Below are 15,373 nucleotides of genomic sequence, written 5' to 3'. Positions count from 1 at the left end.
CCACTCCTGCTCTGTCCTGTGCGGGTTCATCCCGCTTCCCGGTACTTCCGCCGGGCCTCGGCGAGGCTCACCGGCGCGTCCATCCGCTCGGCCGGCTCGGCCGGAGCGGCACTGACCGCAGGCGCGTCCACCTGCTCGGCCATCAGCGGCGGCCGCAGCATGGTGGCCAGCAGCCGCACGAGCAGGGCCGACGCCACGGCCGCCAGGCTGGCCATGTACGACCAGGCCACCCAGCTCGCCGCCCACCGGCCCGCCGTCAGCCCGTGCAGGATGGCGACCGGCCACGACACGTACGCCGTGGCGTGCATCAGCCGCCACATCCACGGCCTGCCGGTCACCGCGAACCGGCCCCGGGCGATCCCCGTCACCACGACGACGATCATCAGGTCGAAGGCCAGCGTGCCCAGGCCCACCCAGATCCCCGCCATCGGGATCAGCAGCGCGGCCGGCGGCACGTGCCCCAGCGAGACCATCAGCGCCACGTGCGTGAGCAGGAACGCCGTGCCCGCGAACGCCGCCGCCCGGTGGGCGAGCTGCGCGCGGACCCGGTTCGCCGGCGACAGGAACACGCGCTCGGTGGTGAGCAGCCCGAGCGCCACCGTCGCCGTCAGCGACACCAGCGCGAACACGCCGGCGAAGTACTCAAGGAAGGCCACCCCGCGGCCGAGCAGCTCGATCCCGCGTTCCGTCATGGTCAGGGCGATCCCCGACAGCAGGACGGCGGCGATCGACGCGCTCACCCCGAGCCGGACGTTCCTGGCGTCCAGGCCGCCCGGGGCGTGCCGCGGCTGTCTTCTGTGGAGCATCGGTTCCCTCCAAGGTCGGGTGAGGGTGCGACTCGGGAGGGTCGCCGGGTCAGCAGCGCCGGCCGCGGTTGATGCAGTTGACGGCGAACGACATCAGGCGGTCGGGCATCACGTTCACGAAGTCCGCGTGGTCCGTGACCGGGTTGTGCAGCTGTTCGGGGAAGGCGTCCACGGCGAACGAGCGGCCCGGCGGCACCGAGTACGTCAGCGTCATCCGCAACTGCGGGACCGCCCTGGTGCCCTGCGGGCAGGCGCCGCCCTCGTCGGGGAAGACGATGTGGTCGCGATGGTTGGCGCTGTCGGTGTTCTGGCCGTCCCAGCAGCTCGGGAAGTCCAGGATGCGGGCCACCTGGCTGCCGCGCGGGCACAGCGGGTACTTGTCCGGGCTGATCCGGTTGGTGAAGCCGGTGCAGCTCCAGCCTGCGCGGGCGTTGGCGCCGCCGTTCGTCGCGGCCTTGGCGTCGCCCATGATGATCCGCAGGAAGCGGGGCATGGCCGTCACGCGGGAGGTCGCGTTGCCACGGAACTGCAGCGTCACCGAGCGCGGCCGGAGCACCTGGCCCACGTTGCCGTCCGGGTCGTCGGCGTTGGCGTCCACCTGGCGGTTGCGGAGCACCGGCCAGTAGTAGGTGGACTTGTCGCCCAGGCGGCAGGTGGTGCCGGACGCCTCCAGGCTCTCGTCGGTCGAGAAGGCGTCGGCCGACAGGTTGCCCACGTAGTCGTGCAGGTGGTGTGCGCCGTTGCGGACTCCGGGGGCGACGATGAAGTTGTCCGGGTTGTGGTGGCCTTCGCCGTTCGTCCCGCAGCGGGAGACGAACGAGCCTCGGGAGCCGGTCCGGCCGAGGCGCGCGTCGCCCTGGGACGGCGGGACCTGCCGGATGTCGACGAAGTCGGCGGGGAAGGGGCCGACGTCGGTGCAGTCGCTCTCCTCACCGGTGGGGGAGGGGGAGGGCGACGGGGACTCGGTGGGCTCCTCGGTGGGCTGGCCGGTGGGCTCCTCTGTGGGCTCGTCCGTGGGCTGCTGGGTGGGCTGCTGGGTGGGCTGCTGGGTGGGGGTGCGGGTGGGGCGGCCCCGGCGGCCGAAGGTCTCCGCGGTGGGCTCCTCGACGGGCTCCAGCGCCGGCGCGACGCCCCCGCCCTGGACGAACACGTCGCCGTCGTCCTGCTGCTGCCCCCGGTCCCGGTCCTGGTTCTGGTCCTGGTCCTGGTCCTGGTCCTGGTCCTGAGGGGCTTGCGGGTCCTGGGGTTCCTGCGGGTCCTGGGGGGCCTGGTCGTCGGGGTCCTGCGGCACCTGCTCCTCGGGGTCCTGCGGGGCCTGGTCCTGGCGCTGGTCCGGGGGTCGCTGATTGTCGACCTCGCACTGGTCCGCGCTGGCTGGTGGCGCGCTGCCGATGACGGCCGCGGACACCAGCCCGCCGGCCACCATGGCCAGGGCGGACATGGCCGCGGCCATGCGTCTGGATCTCAAGGTTGTCTCCTTGGGTCGGCCGCCGCGGGGGCGGGTGCTGCGGGTACGGGCATCGGGGGTTCGGGCAGCTCGTCGAAGTCGACGAGCCCGGTGGACTCCAGCAGCGTCATGTGGCGCATGACCACCGTCACCGCCGTCTGGGCGAACTTTCTGATCTCCGTGTTGCGGGTGCCGGCTCGGACGTCCGCCACGACGGCGAACACCTTGCCGTGCGCGGCGCGCAGCAGCCTGGCGAAGTCCCGGTCGAACGCCGGACCGGTCTCGGCGGCCAGTTGAGCCATCCACCGTTGCTGGTCCGGGCTCGGCCGGTCGGGCAGCGGCACGGCGAGCCGTGCAGCCAACCGGCGGACCTGGGCGTCGAGCTTCTTGTGGTCCTCCACGAGGTGCGCTCCGACGTCCTTGACCCGCGCGGAGTCGCCTCGTTGCTGGGCCCACTGCCCGACGGGGATCTCCCAGAGACCCGCCTGCCGTACCTTGACCAGGAAGTCGCGGTCGGCCGGCCCGAGGGGGCCGGCGGCCGTCTGGGTGACCTCGGTCAGGACGGCGGTGTTCGCCTGCGGCATGATCAGCAGAATCGTGAGCGATGCCGCGAGTGCGAAGCCGCCGAACATCACTACTTCGCCGCGCAAAAGCCTGTGCATGGTCGAAGGTACGCGGTCTTTTCCCGACTGGTTCAGCTATGCCCAGAGATAGTTAGAAATGACTGGAGTTATCGGAGTGGCTGCCAGAGTGATAACGAAGGTGTAAAGATGTGCCCCGTGCTAGGTCACCTCGACGGCAGGTTCGAGAGTGCGGATGCCGAGGCCGAGCACCGCATCGCGGTGCTTTACCAAGAGTTCGGCGGCCCTCTACTGCGCCACGTACGCAAGTCGACCGGTAACGATCTTCAATGGGCCGAGGACGTGGTGCAGGAGACGATCGTCCGAGCTTGGCGTAACTCGGCAAGACTGCAATGGGAACCGGGCCTCATCTGGGCGTGGCTGCTGACAGTAGCCCGCAGAATCGTCATCGACGGACGTCGGCGCAGGAGCGTGAGACCTCACGAGGTCGAGCCGCCTGAGGTCGACATGCTCGCGGTGCCGGACGGCTCCGAGCGCGCGTTGTCGGCCATCGTGGTCGCCGATGCGCTCCGTAGCCTTTCGGACGAACACCGTGAAGTCATTGAACAGACCTACCTTCGGGACCGTACGATAAGTGAAGCGGCGGAGATTCTGGGGATCCCGCCGGGCACGGTGAAGTCCCGGCTCTACTACGGCATCCGGGCGCTCCGTGAACTTTTGCGGGACAAGGGGGTAGCCGGCTGATGCATGACGGGGTGGCCGCCTACGTTCTCGGCGTCCTCGACGACGAGGAGCACGAGGCGTTCGAGCGTCACCTCGACGTGTGCGCACGGTGCCAGGCCGAGCTGGTCGAGCTCGCCGGGGTTCCCGACCGGCTCGACGAGCTCAAACGCGAGCCCTCCGCCTCCTCTGGAGACGATCCGCCGATGTCGATGTCGCGTTGACGTATTTCCCCTTTTCGGGTGATATCGGTACGGCGAGGCGTACGCCCGGTCACCCAGGACCGGGCGGTCAGGGGAGGTGTTCGGTGGGCATCGGCGAAGATGCGGCCGCCCCTCGCGACCGCCAGTTCGGTGAGGAGGGCGGCCGCCTGTCCTACGGCGGCTACCTGCGCCTGCCCGAGCTGCTCGACCAGCAGCGCCCCGAGTCGCAGGCGCCCGACGAGCTGCTGTTCATCACCATCCACCAGGTCTACGAGCTGTGGTTCAAGCTGCTGCTGCACGAGCTGGAGGTGGCCAGGACCGCCATGTTCGACGGTGAGCTGTGGCGGGCTCGGCACCAGTTCAAGCGGGTGCACGCGGTGGAGCGGGTGCTGATCGAGCAGGTCGAGGTCCTGGAGACGATGACGCCCCAGGACTTCCTGGCGTTCCGGTCCAAGCTGGCGCCGGCCAGCGGGTTCCAGTCCGTGCAGTTCCGCGAGCTGGAGTTCCTGTCAGGCGCCAAGGACGCCCGCTACCTCGCTCGGCTCCGCGACGCCGACGACACCGAGATCGCCCGGCTGAGACGGCGACTGGAGGAGCCCACGCTGTGGGATGCTTATCTGACCGCCCTCTCCCAGCGTGGCCTGCCGGTCTCCGACGATGACGAGATCATGGGCTCGCTGCTGGCCGTGGCGAGGGATCGCCGGTCGTACGACGACCTGTGGCAACTGGCCGAAGACCTGCTGACGCATGACGAGACCACCGCACAGTGGCGCATGCGCCACGTGCAGATGGTCGAACGGCAGATCGGTACGAAATCGGGCACCGGCGGCTCGACGGGCGCACCCTACCTGCGGGGACGCGTCCGACTGCACTACTTCCCGCAGCTGTGGGAACTCAGAGCCTGGCTGTGAGAAGTCCAGGCGAACCCTCACAAAGGAGTGAGAGCGAAATGCCGCTCGACGAGGCCAAGGATGAGCTGCTCCAAAGAGCCGCGCAACGGTGCGCGGTGAGCAGCGATCATGTGAGCCCCGATGAGGCACTGTCCTTCCTGCGCGTCTACTACCGGCACGTCGCGCCGGAGGACCTGCTCGATCGCAACCCCGTCGACGTGTACGGCCCGGCGATGTCCCAGCGCCAGCTCGCCGAGACGCGCCCCCAGGGCAGAGCCGTCGTCCGTGCCTACACCCCCACCCTGGACGAGAACGGGTGGGACCCGGGCCACTCCGTCGTGGAGGTCGTCACCGACGACATGCCGTTCCTCGTCGACTCCGTGACCATGGAGCTCGACCGGCACGGCATCGGCATGCACCTGGTGGTCCACCCGCAGATGCGGGTGCGCCGCGACATGACGGGCAGGATGCTCGGCCGCGGCCAGGAGGACGTCACCGGCCAGATGCTGGTCGAGTCCTGGATGCACATCGAGATCGACAGGCAGCCGGACCCCGAGGTCCTGCGGAGCCTGGAGACCGACCTGCAGCGGGTGCTCACCGACGTGCGCCACGCGGTCGAGGACTTCGCCAAGATGCGCGCGCTGGCCGTGCAGACCGCCGAGGACCTGAGCGTCAACCCGCCGCCGCTGGAGCCCGCCGAGGTCGAGGACAGCCTCGACCTGCTGCGCTGGCTCGCCGACGGGCACTTCACCTTCCTCGGCTACCGCGAGTACCGGCTGGAGGAGACCGAGCAGGGCGAGGCGCTGCGCGCGCTGCCCGGCGCCGCGCTCGGCATCCTGCGCCACGACAAGATCGGCTCGGAGAGCTTCTCGGTGCTGCCGCCCGAGGTGCGCGCCAAGGCCCGCGAGAAGCAGCTCCTGATCATCACCAAGGCCAACTCGCGCGCCACCGTCCACCGCGCCGCCTACCTGGACTACATCGGCGTCAAGCTGTTCTCGCCCGACGGCGAGGTGATCGGCGAGCGCCGTTTCCTCGGCCTGTTCACGCACGTCGCCTACAACGAGTCGATCTCGCGCATCCCGGTGCTGCGCCGCAAGCTCGCCGACGTGCTGCAACTGGCCGGGCTGACCCCCGACAGCCACGACGGCAAGGACCTCATCGAGATCCTGGAGACGTTCCCGCGTGACGAGCTGTTCCAGACCTCGATCGACCAGCTCCTGCCGATCGCGATGGGCGTGCTGCGGCTGCGCGAGCGCAAGCAGGTCAAGCTGTTCCTGCGCCGCGACGACTACGGGCGCTACATCTCCTGCCTGATCTACCTGCCGCGCGACCGCTACACCACGGACGTGCGGCTGCGGATGCAGGAGGTGCTGCTCAAGGCGCTGGGCGGGCGGACGCTCGACTACAGCGCGATGATCGGCGAGTCCGCGCTGGCCCGGCTGCACGTGGTGATCCGCGGCGAGCGCGGCAAGCAACTCCCGCCGCCGGGCGTGGACGTGGAGGAGCTGGAGGCGCGGCTGGCCGCGATCACCCGCTCGTGGACCGACGACCTGGGCTCGGCGCTGCTGGAGCTGACCTCCGAGGAGGAGGCCCCGGCCCTCCTGAGGCGCTACCAGTCCGCCTTCCCCGAGGGTTACAAGGCCGACTTCCCGCCCAAGATGGCGGTCAACGACCTGCGCCGCCTGGAGCAGGTCGCCGCCGACGGCGAGATCGAGATCAACCTGTACGAGCCGTACGACGCGGCCGAGGGCGAGCGGCGCCTGAAGATCTACAAGGTCGGCTCGCCGATCTCCCTGTCCCAGGTGCTGCCGCTCATCCAGCGCCTCGGCGTCGAGGTCGTCGACGAGCGGCCGTACGAGATCGACCGCGACAACGACCCGCGCACCAAGAACGCCTGGATCTACGACTTCGGGCTGCGCTACACGCCCTCTCCTGAGGTCGACCGCGACGCGTTCAAGCAGCTCTTCCAGGACGGGCTCATGGCCCTGTGGCGGGGCGACGTGCAGGCCGACAACTTCAACGCGCTCATCCTGAAGGCCGGGCTGACCTGGGAGCAGGTCGAGATCCTGCGCGTCTACGCGCAGTACCTGCGCCAGGCGGGCAGCACCTTCTCCCAGCGCTACATGGAGCGGGTGGTGCTGGGCAACATCCGGCTGGCCCGGCTGCTCGTCAAGCTGTTCGAGGCCCGGCTGGACCCGCGGCGCACCGACGAGTCGCGGTTCGACCTGGCCGAGGCGCTGCACGAGGAGATCCTGGGCGCGCTCGACGAGGTCGCCTCGCTCGACGAGGACCGGATCCTGCGCGCGTACCTGGAGATGATCCAGGCGACGCTGCGCACCAACTACTTCCAGACGGTCGACGGGCGGCGCAAGCCGTACATCTCGCTGAAGGTCGACCCGCAGGCGATCAGCGTGCTGCCGCTGCCCCGGCCGAAGTTCGAGATCTTCGTCTACTCGCCCCGCGTGGAGGGCGTGCACCTGCGGTTCGGGAAGGTGGCCCGGGGCGGGCTGCGCTGGTCGGACCGCATGGAGGACTTCCGGACGGAGATCCTCGGCCTGGTCAAGGCCCAGATGGTGAAGAACACCGTGATCGTGCCGACCGGCTCCAAGGGCGGCTTCGTCGTCAAGCGGCCGCCCGTGGGCGGGTCGCGCGAGGAACTGCTCGCCGAGGGCGTCGCCTGCTACCGGATGTTCATCTCCGGCCTGCTCGACGTCACCGACAACCTCGTCGACGGCAAGGTCGTGCCCCCGCCGGACGTCGTCAGGCACGACGGCGACGACACCTACCTGGTCGTGGCCGCCGACAAGGGCACCGCGACGTTCTCCGACATCGCCAACGGCGTCGCCAAGGAGTACGGCTTCTGGCTCGGCGACGCCTTCGCCTCCGGCGGCTCGATCGGCTACGACCACAAGGCCATGGGCATCACCGCCCGGGGCGCCTGGGAATCGGTCAAGTACCACTTCCGCACCACCGGCGTGGACGTGCAGACGACCGACTTCACCGTGGCCGGCATCGGCGACATGTCGGGCGACGTGTTCGGCAACGGCATGCTGCTGTCGCAGCACATCCGGCTGGTGGCCGCCTTCGACCACCGCCACGTCTTCGTCGACCCCGACCCCGACGCCGCCCGCTCCTACGCCGAGCGGCGCCGCCTGTTCGAGCTGCCCCGCAGCTCCTGGGCCGACTACGACCCCGAGCTGATCTCGGCGGGCGGCGGCGTCTTCCCGCGCACCGCCAAGTCCGTCCAGATCACCCCGCAGATGCGCGAGGCGCTCGGCATCCCCGCCGACGTCACCTCGCTGGCGCCCAACGACCTCATCAGCGCCATCCTGCGCGCCCCCGTCGACCTGCTGTGGAACGGCGGCATCGGCACGTACGTCAAGGCGTCGTCCGAGTCGAACGCCGACGTCGGCGACAAGGCCAACGACCCGCTGCGCGTCGCCGCCGCCGACCTGCGCTGCAAGGTCATCGGCGAGGGCGGCAACCTGGGCTTCACCCAGCTCGCCCGCATAGAGTTCGCGCTCAACGGCGGCCTGGTCAACACCGACTTCATCGACAACTCGGCCGGGGTCGACACCTCCGACCACGAGGTCAACATCAAGATCCTGCTCGACCAGGTCGTCCGCGACGGCGAGCTGACCGACAAGCAGCGCAACCAGGTGTTCACGTCCATGACGGACGAGGTCGCCGAGCTGGTGCTGCGCGACAACCACGCGCAGAACGTGGTGCTGGCCGCCGCCCGCGCCCAGTCGGTCGAGATGCTCCACATCCACGCCCGCTACCTGCGCCGCCTGGAGCGGGACGGGCTGGTCAACCGGGAGCTGGAGTTCCTGCCGTCGGACAAGGTGCTCGCCGAGCGCCGCCAGGCCAGGGAGGGGCTGACCGCCCCCGAGTTCTCGGTGCTGCTCGCCTACACCAAGCTGGTGGCCGACGCCGAGCTGCTCGGCAGCGACCTGCCGGACGACCCGTATCTCGCCTCCTGGCTCGTGTCGTACTTCCCGTCGGCGCTGCGCGACCGGTTCAGGACGTACATGGACGTGCACCCGCTGCGGCGCGAGATCATCACCACCGGCGTGGTGAACGAGCTCGTCAACTCGATGGGCACCACGTTCATGTTCCGCGTCGGGGAGGAGACGGGCGCGTCCACGCCCGACATCGCCCGCGCCTACCTGGTCGCCCGCGAGGTCTTCGACTTCGCCAGCTTCTACCGGCAGATCGACGCCCTGGACAACCAGGTCGACAACGCCACCCAGCTCGCCATGCTCCTGGAGGCGCGCAAGCTCGCCGAGCGCGGCACCCGGTGGCTGCTCACCAACCGGCGGCCCCCGCTGGACCTGGCGGGCTCGATCGGCTTCTTCGTCAAGGGCGTCAACGGGCTGCTCACCCACATGCCCAAGCTGCTGACCGGGCCCGACCTGGCCGCCTTCGAGGAGCGCCGCGACTCGTTCGTGGCGCGGGGCGTCCCGGCCGACCTCGCCGAGCGGGTCGCGGCCATGGTGCCCGCCTACTCGACGTTCGACCTGGTCGAGGTCGCGTCGGTGACCGGGCGGCCGGTCAACGAGGTGGCCGAGGTCTACTGGGACCTGGCCGACCGCCTCCAGCTCGCCCGGCTGCGCGAGCGGGTCATCGCGCTGCCCCGCGACAACCGGTGGAACGCGATGGCGCGGGCCGCCCTGCGCGACGACCTGTACGCGGCGCACGCCTCGCTCACCCGTGACGTGCTGGCCCACAGCACGCCGGGGCTGCCTCCGGAGGAGCGGCTGGCCCGCTGGTCGGAGGCCAACTCGGCGGCGGTCGGACGCTCGCGGCAGACGCTGTCGGAGATCTGGGAGAGCGACAACTTCGACCTGGCCACCCTGTCGGTCGCGCTGCGCGCCATCCGCACGCTCGTCTCGGCGAGCAGCCTGCCCCGCGCGGAGGCATAGCCCGGCGACCCGGCGTGGGCGTCTCCTCCGGGGGCGCCTGCGCCGGCGTCAGCCTGCCTGCTGGATGCGCACCAGGTTGCCCGCCGGGTCGCGGAAGGCGCAGTCGCGCATCCCGTACGGCTGGTCGGTCGGCTCCTGCACCACCTCGGCCCCGCTGGCGGCCACCCGCTCGAACGTGCCGTCCAGGTCGGGCGTGGCCAGCAGAATCCACCCGTACGTGCCCTTGGCCATCATCTCCGCGATCGTGCGGCGCTCGTCCTCGGTCACGCCAGGATCGGCGGCCGGCGGCGCCAGCAGGATGGACGTGCCCGGCTGCCCGGCCGGCCCCACCGTGATCCAGCGCATCCGGCCCTGCCCGACGTCGGAGCGCACCTCGAAGCCGAGTGCGTCACGCCAGAAGGCCAGCGAGGCGTCCGGATCGTCATGCGGCAGGAAACTGGAGTGAATCGTGATGTCCATGACGGTTACGGTAGTTGCGGCTCGGTCATCGACGCCCCCCGATTCCTGACCGGTCTGGTCACCTGTTTCGCCACGCACGACGGCATGCCCTCCGTCGCGCCCGCCGCCTGCCGCCTGTAGACGCTCGGCGGCACGCCCACGAGCTGGGCGAAGTGGCTGCTGAACGTGCCCAGCGACGAGCAGCCGACCGCGAAGCACACCTCCGTGACGCTCAGCTCGCCGCGCCGCAGCAGCGCCATCGCCCGCTCGATCCGGCGCGTCATCAGGTAGGAGTACGGAGACTCGCCGTACGCCTGACGGAACCGGCGGCTCAGGTGCCCGGCCGACATGTGCGCGCCCCGGGCCAGCGCCTCCACGTTCAGCGGCTGGGCGTACTCGCGGTCGATCCGGTCCTTGACCCGGCGCAGCCGCGTCAGGTCGTCCTGGACCCGCACCGGGGCGGCGAGGTCCGCGCGCCCCCAGCCGGGGCGGCACACTACGCCGTCTCCCACAGGTAGCCGTCCGGGTCGGCGAAGGCACCCGCGTCGGCGCCGACCACGAGCCGGTGCGAACCGGAGCCGTCGGGGGACACGCCGGCGACCTTCGCCAGCCCCTTGCGCTTGTACAGCGCCAGCTTGACCGGGCTCGAACCGGCGGCGAACTCGACGTACTTGCTGCCGAAGCTCTTGCCCACGGTGAGGCCGCGCTCCACGTAGAACCGCTTGCTCTCGGCCATGTCGGCCACGCCCAGCAGCAGCACGAACTCGTCGACCTGCCGGGCGGCCGGGCCGGTGTCCTTCTTCGACGACGACGCCACCTGCCAGACCGTCCCGTCGGGGGCCCGCAGCACGCCGCCGTAGCCCCACAGCGACTTGGCCGCCGGCTTCAGGGCCGTCGCTCCCGCCTCCACGGCGGCGTCGAAGAAGGCGTTCACGTTGGCGGGCTGGGAGACGACGAGCGACAGCGTGAAGCCGCGGAAGCCGGTCGCCGGCGCCTCCGAGGGCCGCAGGCGAAGCTGCTCGCACGGGCCGAAGGCGGCGGAGTAGAACTTCTCGGCGGCGGCGAGGTCGTCCACCTCAAGGGTGACGGAGTCGATGGATGTCATGTCGCCGACGCTAGTGGCGGGCCCCGCCCGGAGGCTTCTCGATTCCTGACCGGTACGGGGGCCGCGCCGCGTCAGTCGCCGCCGGCGCGGACGAGGGAGCCGTCGTGGGCGATGACCTCGGCGGCCTTACGGGTCGTGGAGGCGGGGACGGAGGTGACGTACTGGTGCACCTCGGAGAGGCGGAGGGTGCGGCGGACGACGGGGGCGGAGATGGCCCAGCGGGCGGAGGACGGGACCGGGATGTAGTCGTCCTCGGCCGTCTTCGTGGTCGTCGTGGTGGTGCGCGAGAGCGCGTACTGGATCAGGGCGCCGCCGTCGGCGGTGCGCAGGCCGTAGACGGGGAAGTCGTTGGCCGTGAAGATCGAGTCGTAGCTGAAGCCGTTCTTCTTGGCCTTCTCGCGGTCGGCGGTGATCTGGGTGGCGACCTCGGTGGTGTGGGGGCCCGCGGCGATGAGGCCGGCGGCCACGCCGTCGCCGCCGGTCTCGGCGACGGTGGCGTGCAGGGGGCCCAGGTATTGCGGGCTGACGGTGATGGCCTTGTCGTCGGCGGGGATCGCCGTGGCGTAGCCGTTGGGGTCGAGCGCGACGGGCGGCAGCTCCCGGCCGGGCAGGAGCCGGGCGGCGGCGCCGAGCCGCCAGTCGCCGGCCTTGGCGAAGGTCAGCACCGTGGGGTGGCCGTCGCGGGTGGCCACCACGCTGAACCAGGGCGCCCGCTCGCCTGCCGGGAAGCGGGGGACGTACAGCGTGGGGGAGCCCCAGGCGCGGGTCGGCGGCTTGCCGGAGGTCGACAGGAACGCGGCGGCGGTGAGCCGCGCCTCGGCGTCGCGGGTCAGCTCCATGTCGAGCCGCTGGTCACCGGCCGCGCGCAGCAGGTTGTCGGTGGCGGTGAAGGTGGCGAACACCTCGGCCGCCTCCTCCGGCGTCACGGCGGTGACGGGCGCCGTCGGGGAGGCCGTGGGCGAGGGCGTGGGCGTGGCGCCCCGGGGTGTCGCCGCCGGGCCGGGAGCCGGGGCGGCAGCGCTGGAACAGCCGGCCGCCCCCGTCAGCAAGGCGACGGTGAGTGCCAGCGCCTTCAGCCGACCGTGTACACGCACCTCGCCATGTTATTCGGGCACGCGAGGGTCGCGTACCCTAGGGAGACGTGGCAGTCATCGATCCGGCAGAAGAGATCAACGAGCTCGCGGGCACGCTGCGCAGCATCCAGGACGTGCTCGACCTCGACGGCATGCGCAAGCAGATCGAGGAGCTGGAGGAGCAGGTGGCCGCCCCCGACCTGTGGGACGAGCCCGACAAGGCGCAGAAGGTCACCAGCAGGCTCTCCCACATGCAGGGCGAGCTCAACCGCGTGGAGGGGCTGGTGCGCCGCCTCGACGACCTGTCGGTGCTCTTCGAGCTGGCGGCCGAGGAGAGCGACGACGACACGCGGGCCGAGGCCGACCGCGAGCTCGCCTCGCTGCGCTCCGACATCGGCGCGCTGGAGGTGCGCACGCTGCTGTCGGGCGAGTACGACGCGCGTGAGGCCCTGGTGACGATCAACTCCCAGGCCGGCGGCGTCGACGCGGCCGACTGGGCCGAGATGCTGCTGCGCATGTACCTGCGCTGGGCCGAGCGGAAGAACTACTCCACCGAGGTCTACGAGACCTCCTACGCCGAAGAGGCCGGGATCAAGTCGGCCACGTTCGCCGTCAAGGCCCCCTACGCCTACGGCACGCTCCGCGGCGAGCACGGCACCCACCGGCTGGTGCGCATCAGCCCGTTCGACAACCAGGGCCGCCGGCAGACGTCGTTCGCGGGCGTGGACGTGGTGCCGGTCGTGGAGCAGACCGACCACATCGACATCAACGAGGACGAGATCCGCGTCGACGTCTACCGCTCGTCGGGCCCCGGCGGCCAGGGCGTCAACACGACCGACTCGGCCGTCCGCATCACCCACCTGCCGTCCGGCATCGTGGTCTCCTGCCAGAACGAGCGTTCGCAGCTCCAGAACCGCGCCACGGCGATGAACGTGCTGCAGGCCAAGCTGCTGGAGCGCAAGCGCCAGGAGGAGGCCGAGAAGATGTCGGAGCTGCGCGGCGCCACGACCACGTCATGGGGCACCCAGATCCGCAACTACGTGCTGCACCCGTACCAGATCGTGAAGGACCTGCGCACGGGCACGGAGGCGGGCAACCCGTCGGCGGTGCTCGACGGCGACCTCGACGGCTTCATCGAGTCGGAGATCCGCTGGATGCGCCGCCAGGAGTCAGAGCCCGCCTAGGTGCCGCAGGGCCAGGGCCGCGAACAGCAGCACGACCAGCAGCGTGACGATGAGGGCGGGTGACAGCCCGGCGAAGCCGTGGCCGTGCATCCGCTCCCGGTTGGCGCGGCACAGAGCGCACCGGCCCTCGATGACTGGGTGGGCGCACTGCGCGCATACGAGGTGTTGGCAACTCATGTCAGCCCCAAGTCTAGCCGCACAATCGTTTTGTTTCCGTTATGGACGTTCCATGCCAGTCTTCCCCCTAGACTGTGCTCTGGCCAATCGGAACGTCGATCATCGGTAAAGATGGGCGTCCCCGATCGGCGTGCGGCGGGAAGTGGGCATGTGCCACCCTCGCTCCGTCCTGACCCCTAGACTGGCATGCCGTGATGCTCTCGTGATCCATTTCGATAATGTCACCAAGGTCTACGCGAACCAGAACCGGCCCGCTCTCGACCACGTCTCCGTCGACGTGGACAAGGGCGAGTTCGTGTTCCTCGTCGGCCCTTCGGGGTCAGGCAAGTCCACGTTCCTGCGACTGATCCTCAAGGAGGAGCGGCCCAACTCCGGCGCGATCCACGTCGCCGGCAAGGACCTGGCCCGCCTCTCCAACTTCAAGGTGCCGCACCTGCGCCGCCGCATCGGCTGCGTCTTCCAGGACTTCAGGCTGCTGCCCAACAAGAACGTCTACGAGAACGTGGCGTTCGCCCTCGAGGTCATCGGCAAGCCCCGGCGGTTCATCCGCAAGGTCGTGCCGGAGGTCATCGAGCTCGTCGGCCTGGAGGGCAAGGCCCACCGGATGCCCGACGAGCTCTCCGGCGGCGAGCAGCAGCGCGTCGCCATGGCCCGCGCGTTCGTCAACCGCCCGATGATCCTGCTGGCGGACGAGCCCACGGGCAACATCGACCCCGCGACGAGCATCGGCATCATGAAGGTGCTCGACCGGATCAACAGGACCGGCACCACGGTCGTCATGGCCACGCACGACGCGGCCATCGTCGACTCCATGCGCAAGCGTGTCGTGGAGCTGGAGGACGGCAAGATCGTCCGCGACCAGTCGCGTGGCGTCTACGGCCAGGCGTACTGACAGGGAGCAGCTGACACATCATGCGGGCGAACTTCATCTTCTCCGAGGTCTGGATCGGCCTCCGTCGCAATCTGACCATGACGATCGCGGTCATCATCACCGTGGCTGTCGGCATGGCGATGCTGGGCGTCGGCTTGATGATCAACGCCCAGGTCACGATGATGCAGGGCTACTGGTACGACAAGGTCGAGGTGTCGGTCTTCCTCTGCGCCAAGAACAGCCAGATACCCGCCTGCAACGGCAAGGCCATCACCGACGCCCAGACGAAGGCGCTGGAGCAGCAGATCAAGGCCATGCCCGGCGTCGAGAAGGTCTACTTCGAGGACCAGGCCAAGGCCTACGAGAACTTCCAGGACTCCGCCGCCAACAACCCGCTGGTCAACGCGACCAAGGTCGAGGACATGCCGACCTCGTTCCGCGTCAAGCTGGCCGATCCCGACAAGTACCAACCGGTGATCGACGCCTTGAACGGCCAGCCGGGCGTCGCCCAGGCGATGAACCAGAAAGAGCTGATCGAGAAGTTCTTCGTGATGCTCGACAAACTACGTGGCGGCGCGCTGGCGGTCGCCATCATCTTGGTGCTCGCGGCGGCCCTGCTGATCGGCAACACGGTGCGGCTGTCGGCGTTCAACCGGCGGCGCGAAACGGGCATCATGCGGCTGGTCGGCGCCTCCAACCTCTACATCCAGCTCCCCTTCGTCATGGAGGGCATGATCGCCGGCCTGGTCGGCGGCGTGTTCGCGGCCGTGATGCTGATCGTGGCCAAGGTCTTCCTGTTCGAGGAGATCGGCCGCTACCTGGCGCTAGGGGCGCAGATCGGCTGGAACGACGTCGCCTCCGTGATCACCCTGACCATGGTCATCGGCGTGCTGATCTGTGTGCTGGCGTCGTTCGTCACGCTTCGCCGCTACCTCAGGGTCTGACGAAACGCC

Annotated in this window: 15 protein-coding genes; 7 read left to right on the top strand and 8 right to left on the bottom strand. The window is 69.9% G+C overall.

The window, feature by feature from the left end:
* Nucleotides 1-26 precede the first annotated feature (26 nt).
* Genes AB0G11_RS04750 through AB0G11_RS04740 form a run of 3 tightly spaced genes read right to left on the bottom strand, consistent with a single transcriptional unit; the run spans nucleotide 27 to nucleotide 2,915 of the window.
* Nucleotides 27-806: a hypothetical protein gene (locus AB0G11_RS04750; protein WP_219499541.1), complete on the bottom strand. Its 780-nt coding sequence runs from the start codon at nucleotides 804-806 to the stop codon at nucleotides 27-29.
* A gap of 49 nt (nucleotides 807-855) precedes the next feature.
* Nucleotides 856-2,274, bottom strand: a complete 1,419-nt coding sequence (locus AB0G11_RS04745; protein WP_357584005.1) for a DUF1996 domain-containing protein — start codon at nucleotides 2,272-2,274, stop codon at nucleotides 856-858.
* On the bottom strand, nucleotides 2,271-2,915 hold the full coding sequence (locus AB0G11_RS04740) for a DUF4142 domain-containing protein (protein ID WP_219499539.1): 645 nt from the start codon (nucleotides 2,913-2,915) through the stop codon (nucleotides 2,271-2,273). The genes AB0G11_RS04745 and AB0G11_RS04740 overlap by 4 nt, the downstream gene beginning before the upstream one ends.
* Nucleotides 2,916-3,032: 117 nt before the next feature.
* Between AB0G11_RS04740 and AB0G11_RS04735 the strand changes: the two genes are divergently transcribed.
* From AB0G11_RS04735 to AB0G11_RS04720, 4 genes are all read left to right on the top strand, one after another.
* Entirely contained in the window at nucleotides 3,033-3,578 is a 546-nt protein-coding gene (locus tag AB0G11_RS04735; protein WP_219499940.1) for a sigma-70 family RNA polymerase sigma factor, read from the top strand.
* A complete protein-coding gene (locus tag AB0G11_RS04730) occupies nucleotides 3,578-3,778 on the top strand; it encodes a zf-HC2 domain-containing protein (RefSeq protein ID WP_219499537.1) in 201 nt (66 codons plus the stop codon). The genes AB0G11_RS04735 and AB0G11_RS04730 overlap by 1 nt, the downstream gene beginning before the upstream one ends.
* A gap of 83 nt (nucleotides 3,779-3,861) precedes the next feature.
* The gene (locus tag AB0G11_RS04725; protein WP_219499535.1) at nucleotides 3,862-4,668 is read left to right on the top strand and encodes a tryptophan 2,3-dioxygenase family protein; all 807 of its coding nucleotides are present in this window, start codon (nucleotides 3,862-3,864) and stop codon (nucleotides 4,666-4,668) included.
* A 38-nt stretch (nucleotides 4,669-4,706) separates the two neighbouring features.
* The gene (locus tag AB0G11_RS04720) at nucleotides 4,707-9,572 is read left to right on the top strand and encodes an NAD-glutamate dehydrogenase (protein WP_357584003.1); all 4,866 of its coding nucleotides are present in this window, start codon (nucleotides 4,707-4,709) and stop codon (nucleotides 9,570-9,572) included.
* 48 nt (nucleotides 9,573-9,620) lie between these two features.
* Here AB0G11_RS04720 and AB0G11_RS04715 read toward each other — a convergent pair whose 3' ends face one another.
* From AB0G11_RS04715 to AB0G11_RS04700, 4 genes are all read right to left on the bottom strand, one after another.
* Nucleotides 9,621-10,031, bottom strand: a complete 411-nt coding sequence (locus AB0G11_RS04715; protein ID WP_219499531.1) for a VOC family protein — start codon at nucleotides 10,029-10,031, stop codon at nucleotides 9,621-9,623.
* 5 nt (nucleotides 10,032-10,036) lie between these two features.
* Nucleotides 10,037-10,465 carry a helix-turn-helix transcriptional regulator gene (locus AB0G11_RS04710; protein WP_219499937.1) on the bottom strand — a complete coding sequence of 143 codons (429 nt, stop codon included), beginning with the start codon at nucleotides 10,463-10,465 and terminating at the stop codon, nucleotides 10,037-10,039.
* Nucleotides 10,466-10,506: 41 nt separating this feature from the next.
* Nucleotides 10,507-11,115, bottom strand: a complete 609-nt coding sequence (locus AB0G11_RS04705) for a glyoxalase (RefSeq protein WP_219499528.1) — start codon at nucleotides 11,113-11,115, stop codon at nucleotides 10,507-10,509.
* 71 nt (nucleotides 11,116-11,186) lie between these two features.
* On the bottom strand, nucleotides 11,187-12,209 hold the full coding sequence (locus tag AB0G11_RS04700) for a hypothetical protein (RefSeq protein WP_357584001.1): 1,023 nt from the start codon (nucleotides 12,207-12,209) through the stop codon (nucleotides 11,187-11,189).
* Between the two features lie 47 nt (nucleotides 12,210-12,256).
* On the opposite strand from AB0G11_RS04700, the gene prfB reads away from it, so the two are divergent.
* Nucleotides 12,257-13,372 (top strand): peptide chain release factor 2, encoded by a 1,116-nt coding sequence (gene prfB / locus AB0G11_RS04695; RefSeq protein WP_357583999.1) that lies wholly within the window; start codon nucleotides 12,257-12,259, stop codon nucleotides 13,370-13,372.
* On the opposite strand, the gene AB0G11_RS04690 is transcribed toward prfB, so the two are convergent.
* Nucleotides 13,358-13,549, bottom strand: a complete 192-nt coding sequence (locus AB0G11_RS04690; protein WP_219499522.1) for a hypothetical protein — start codon at nucleotides 13,547-13,549, stop codon at nucleotides 13,358-13,360. The two genes, prfB and AB0G11_RS04690, sit on opposite strands and share 15 nt — an antisense overlap.
* 202 nt (nucleotides 13,550-13,751) lie before the next feature.
* On the opposite strand from AB0G11_RS04690, the gene ftsE reads away from it, so the two are divergent.
* Nucleotides 13,752-14,441 (top strand): cell division ATP-binding protein FtsE, encoded by a 690-nt coding sequence (gene ftsE, locus AB0G11_RS04685; protein WP_091079803.1) that lies wholly within the window; start codon nucleotides 13,752-13,754, stop codon nucleotides 14,439-14,441.
* 20 nt (nucleotides 14,442-14,461) lie between these two features.
* Complete coding sequence (ftsX, locus tag AB0G11_RS04680; RefSeq protein WP_219499519.1) at nucleotides 14,462-15,364, top strand: permease-like cell division protein FtsX; 903 nt, start codon at nucleotides 14,462-14,464, stop codon at nucleotides 15,362-15,364.
* The last annotated feature ends 9 nt before the right edge of the window (nucleotides 15,365-15,373 follow it).

Source organism: Nonomuraea sp. NPDC023979 (assembly GCF_040639085.1).
GTDB lineage: Bacteria > Actinomycetota > Actinomycetes > Streptosporangiales > Streptosporangiaceae > Nonomuraea > Nonomuraea ceibae.
Note: the sequence above shows the minus strand (reverse complement) of the source record. Positions and strands in the feature narration are given on the sequence as shown.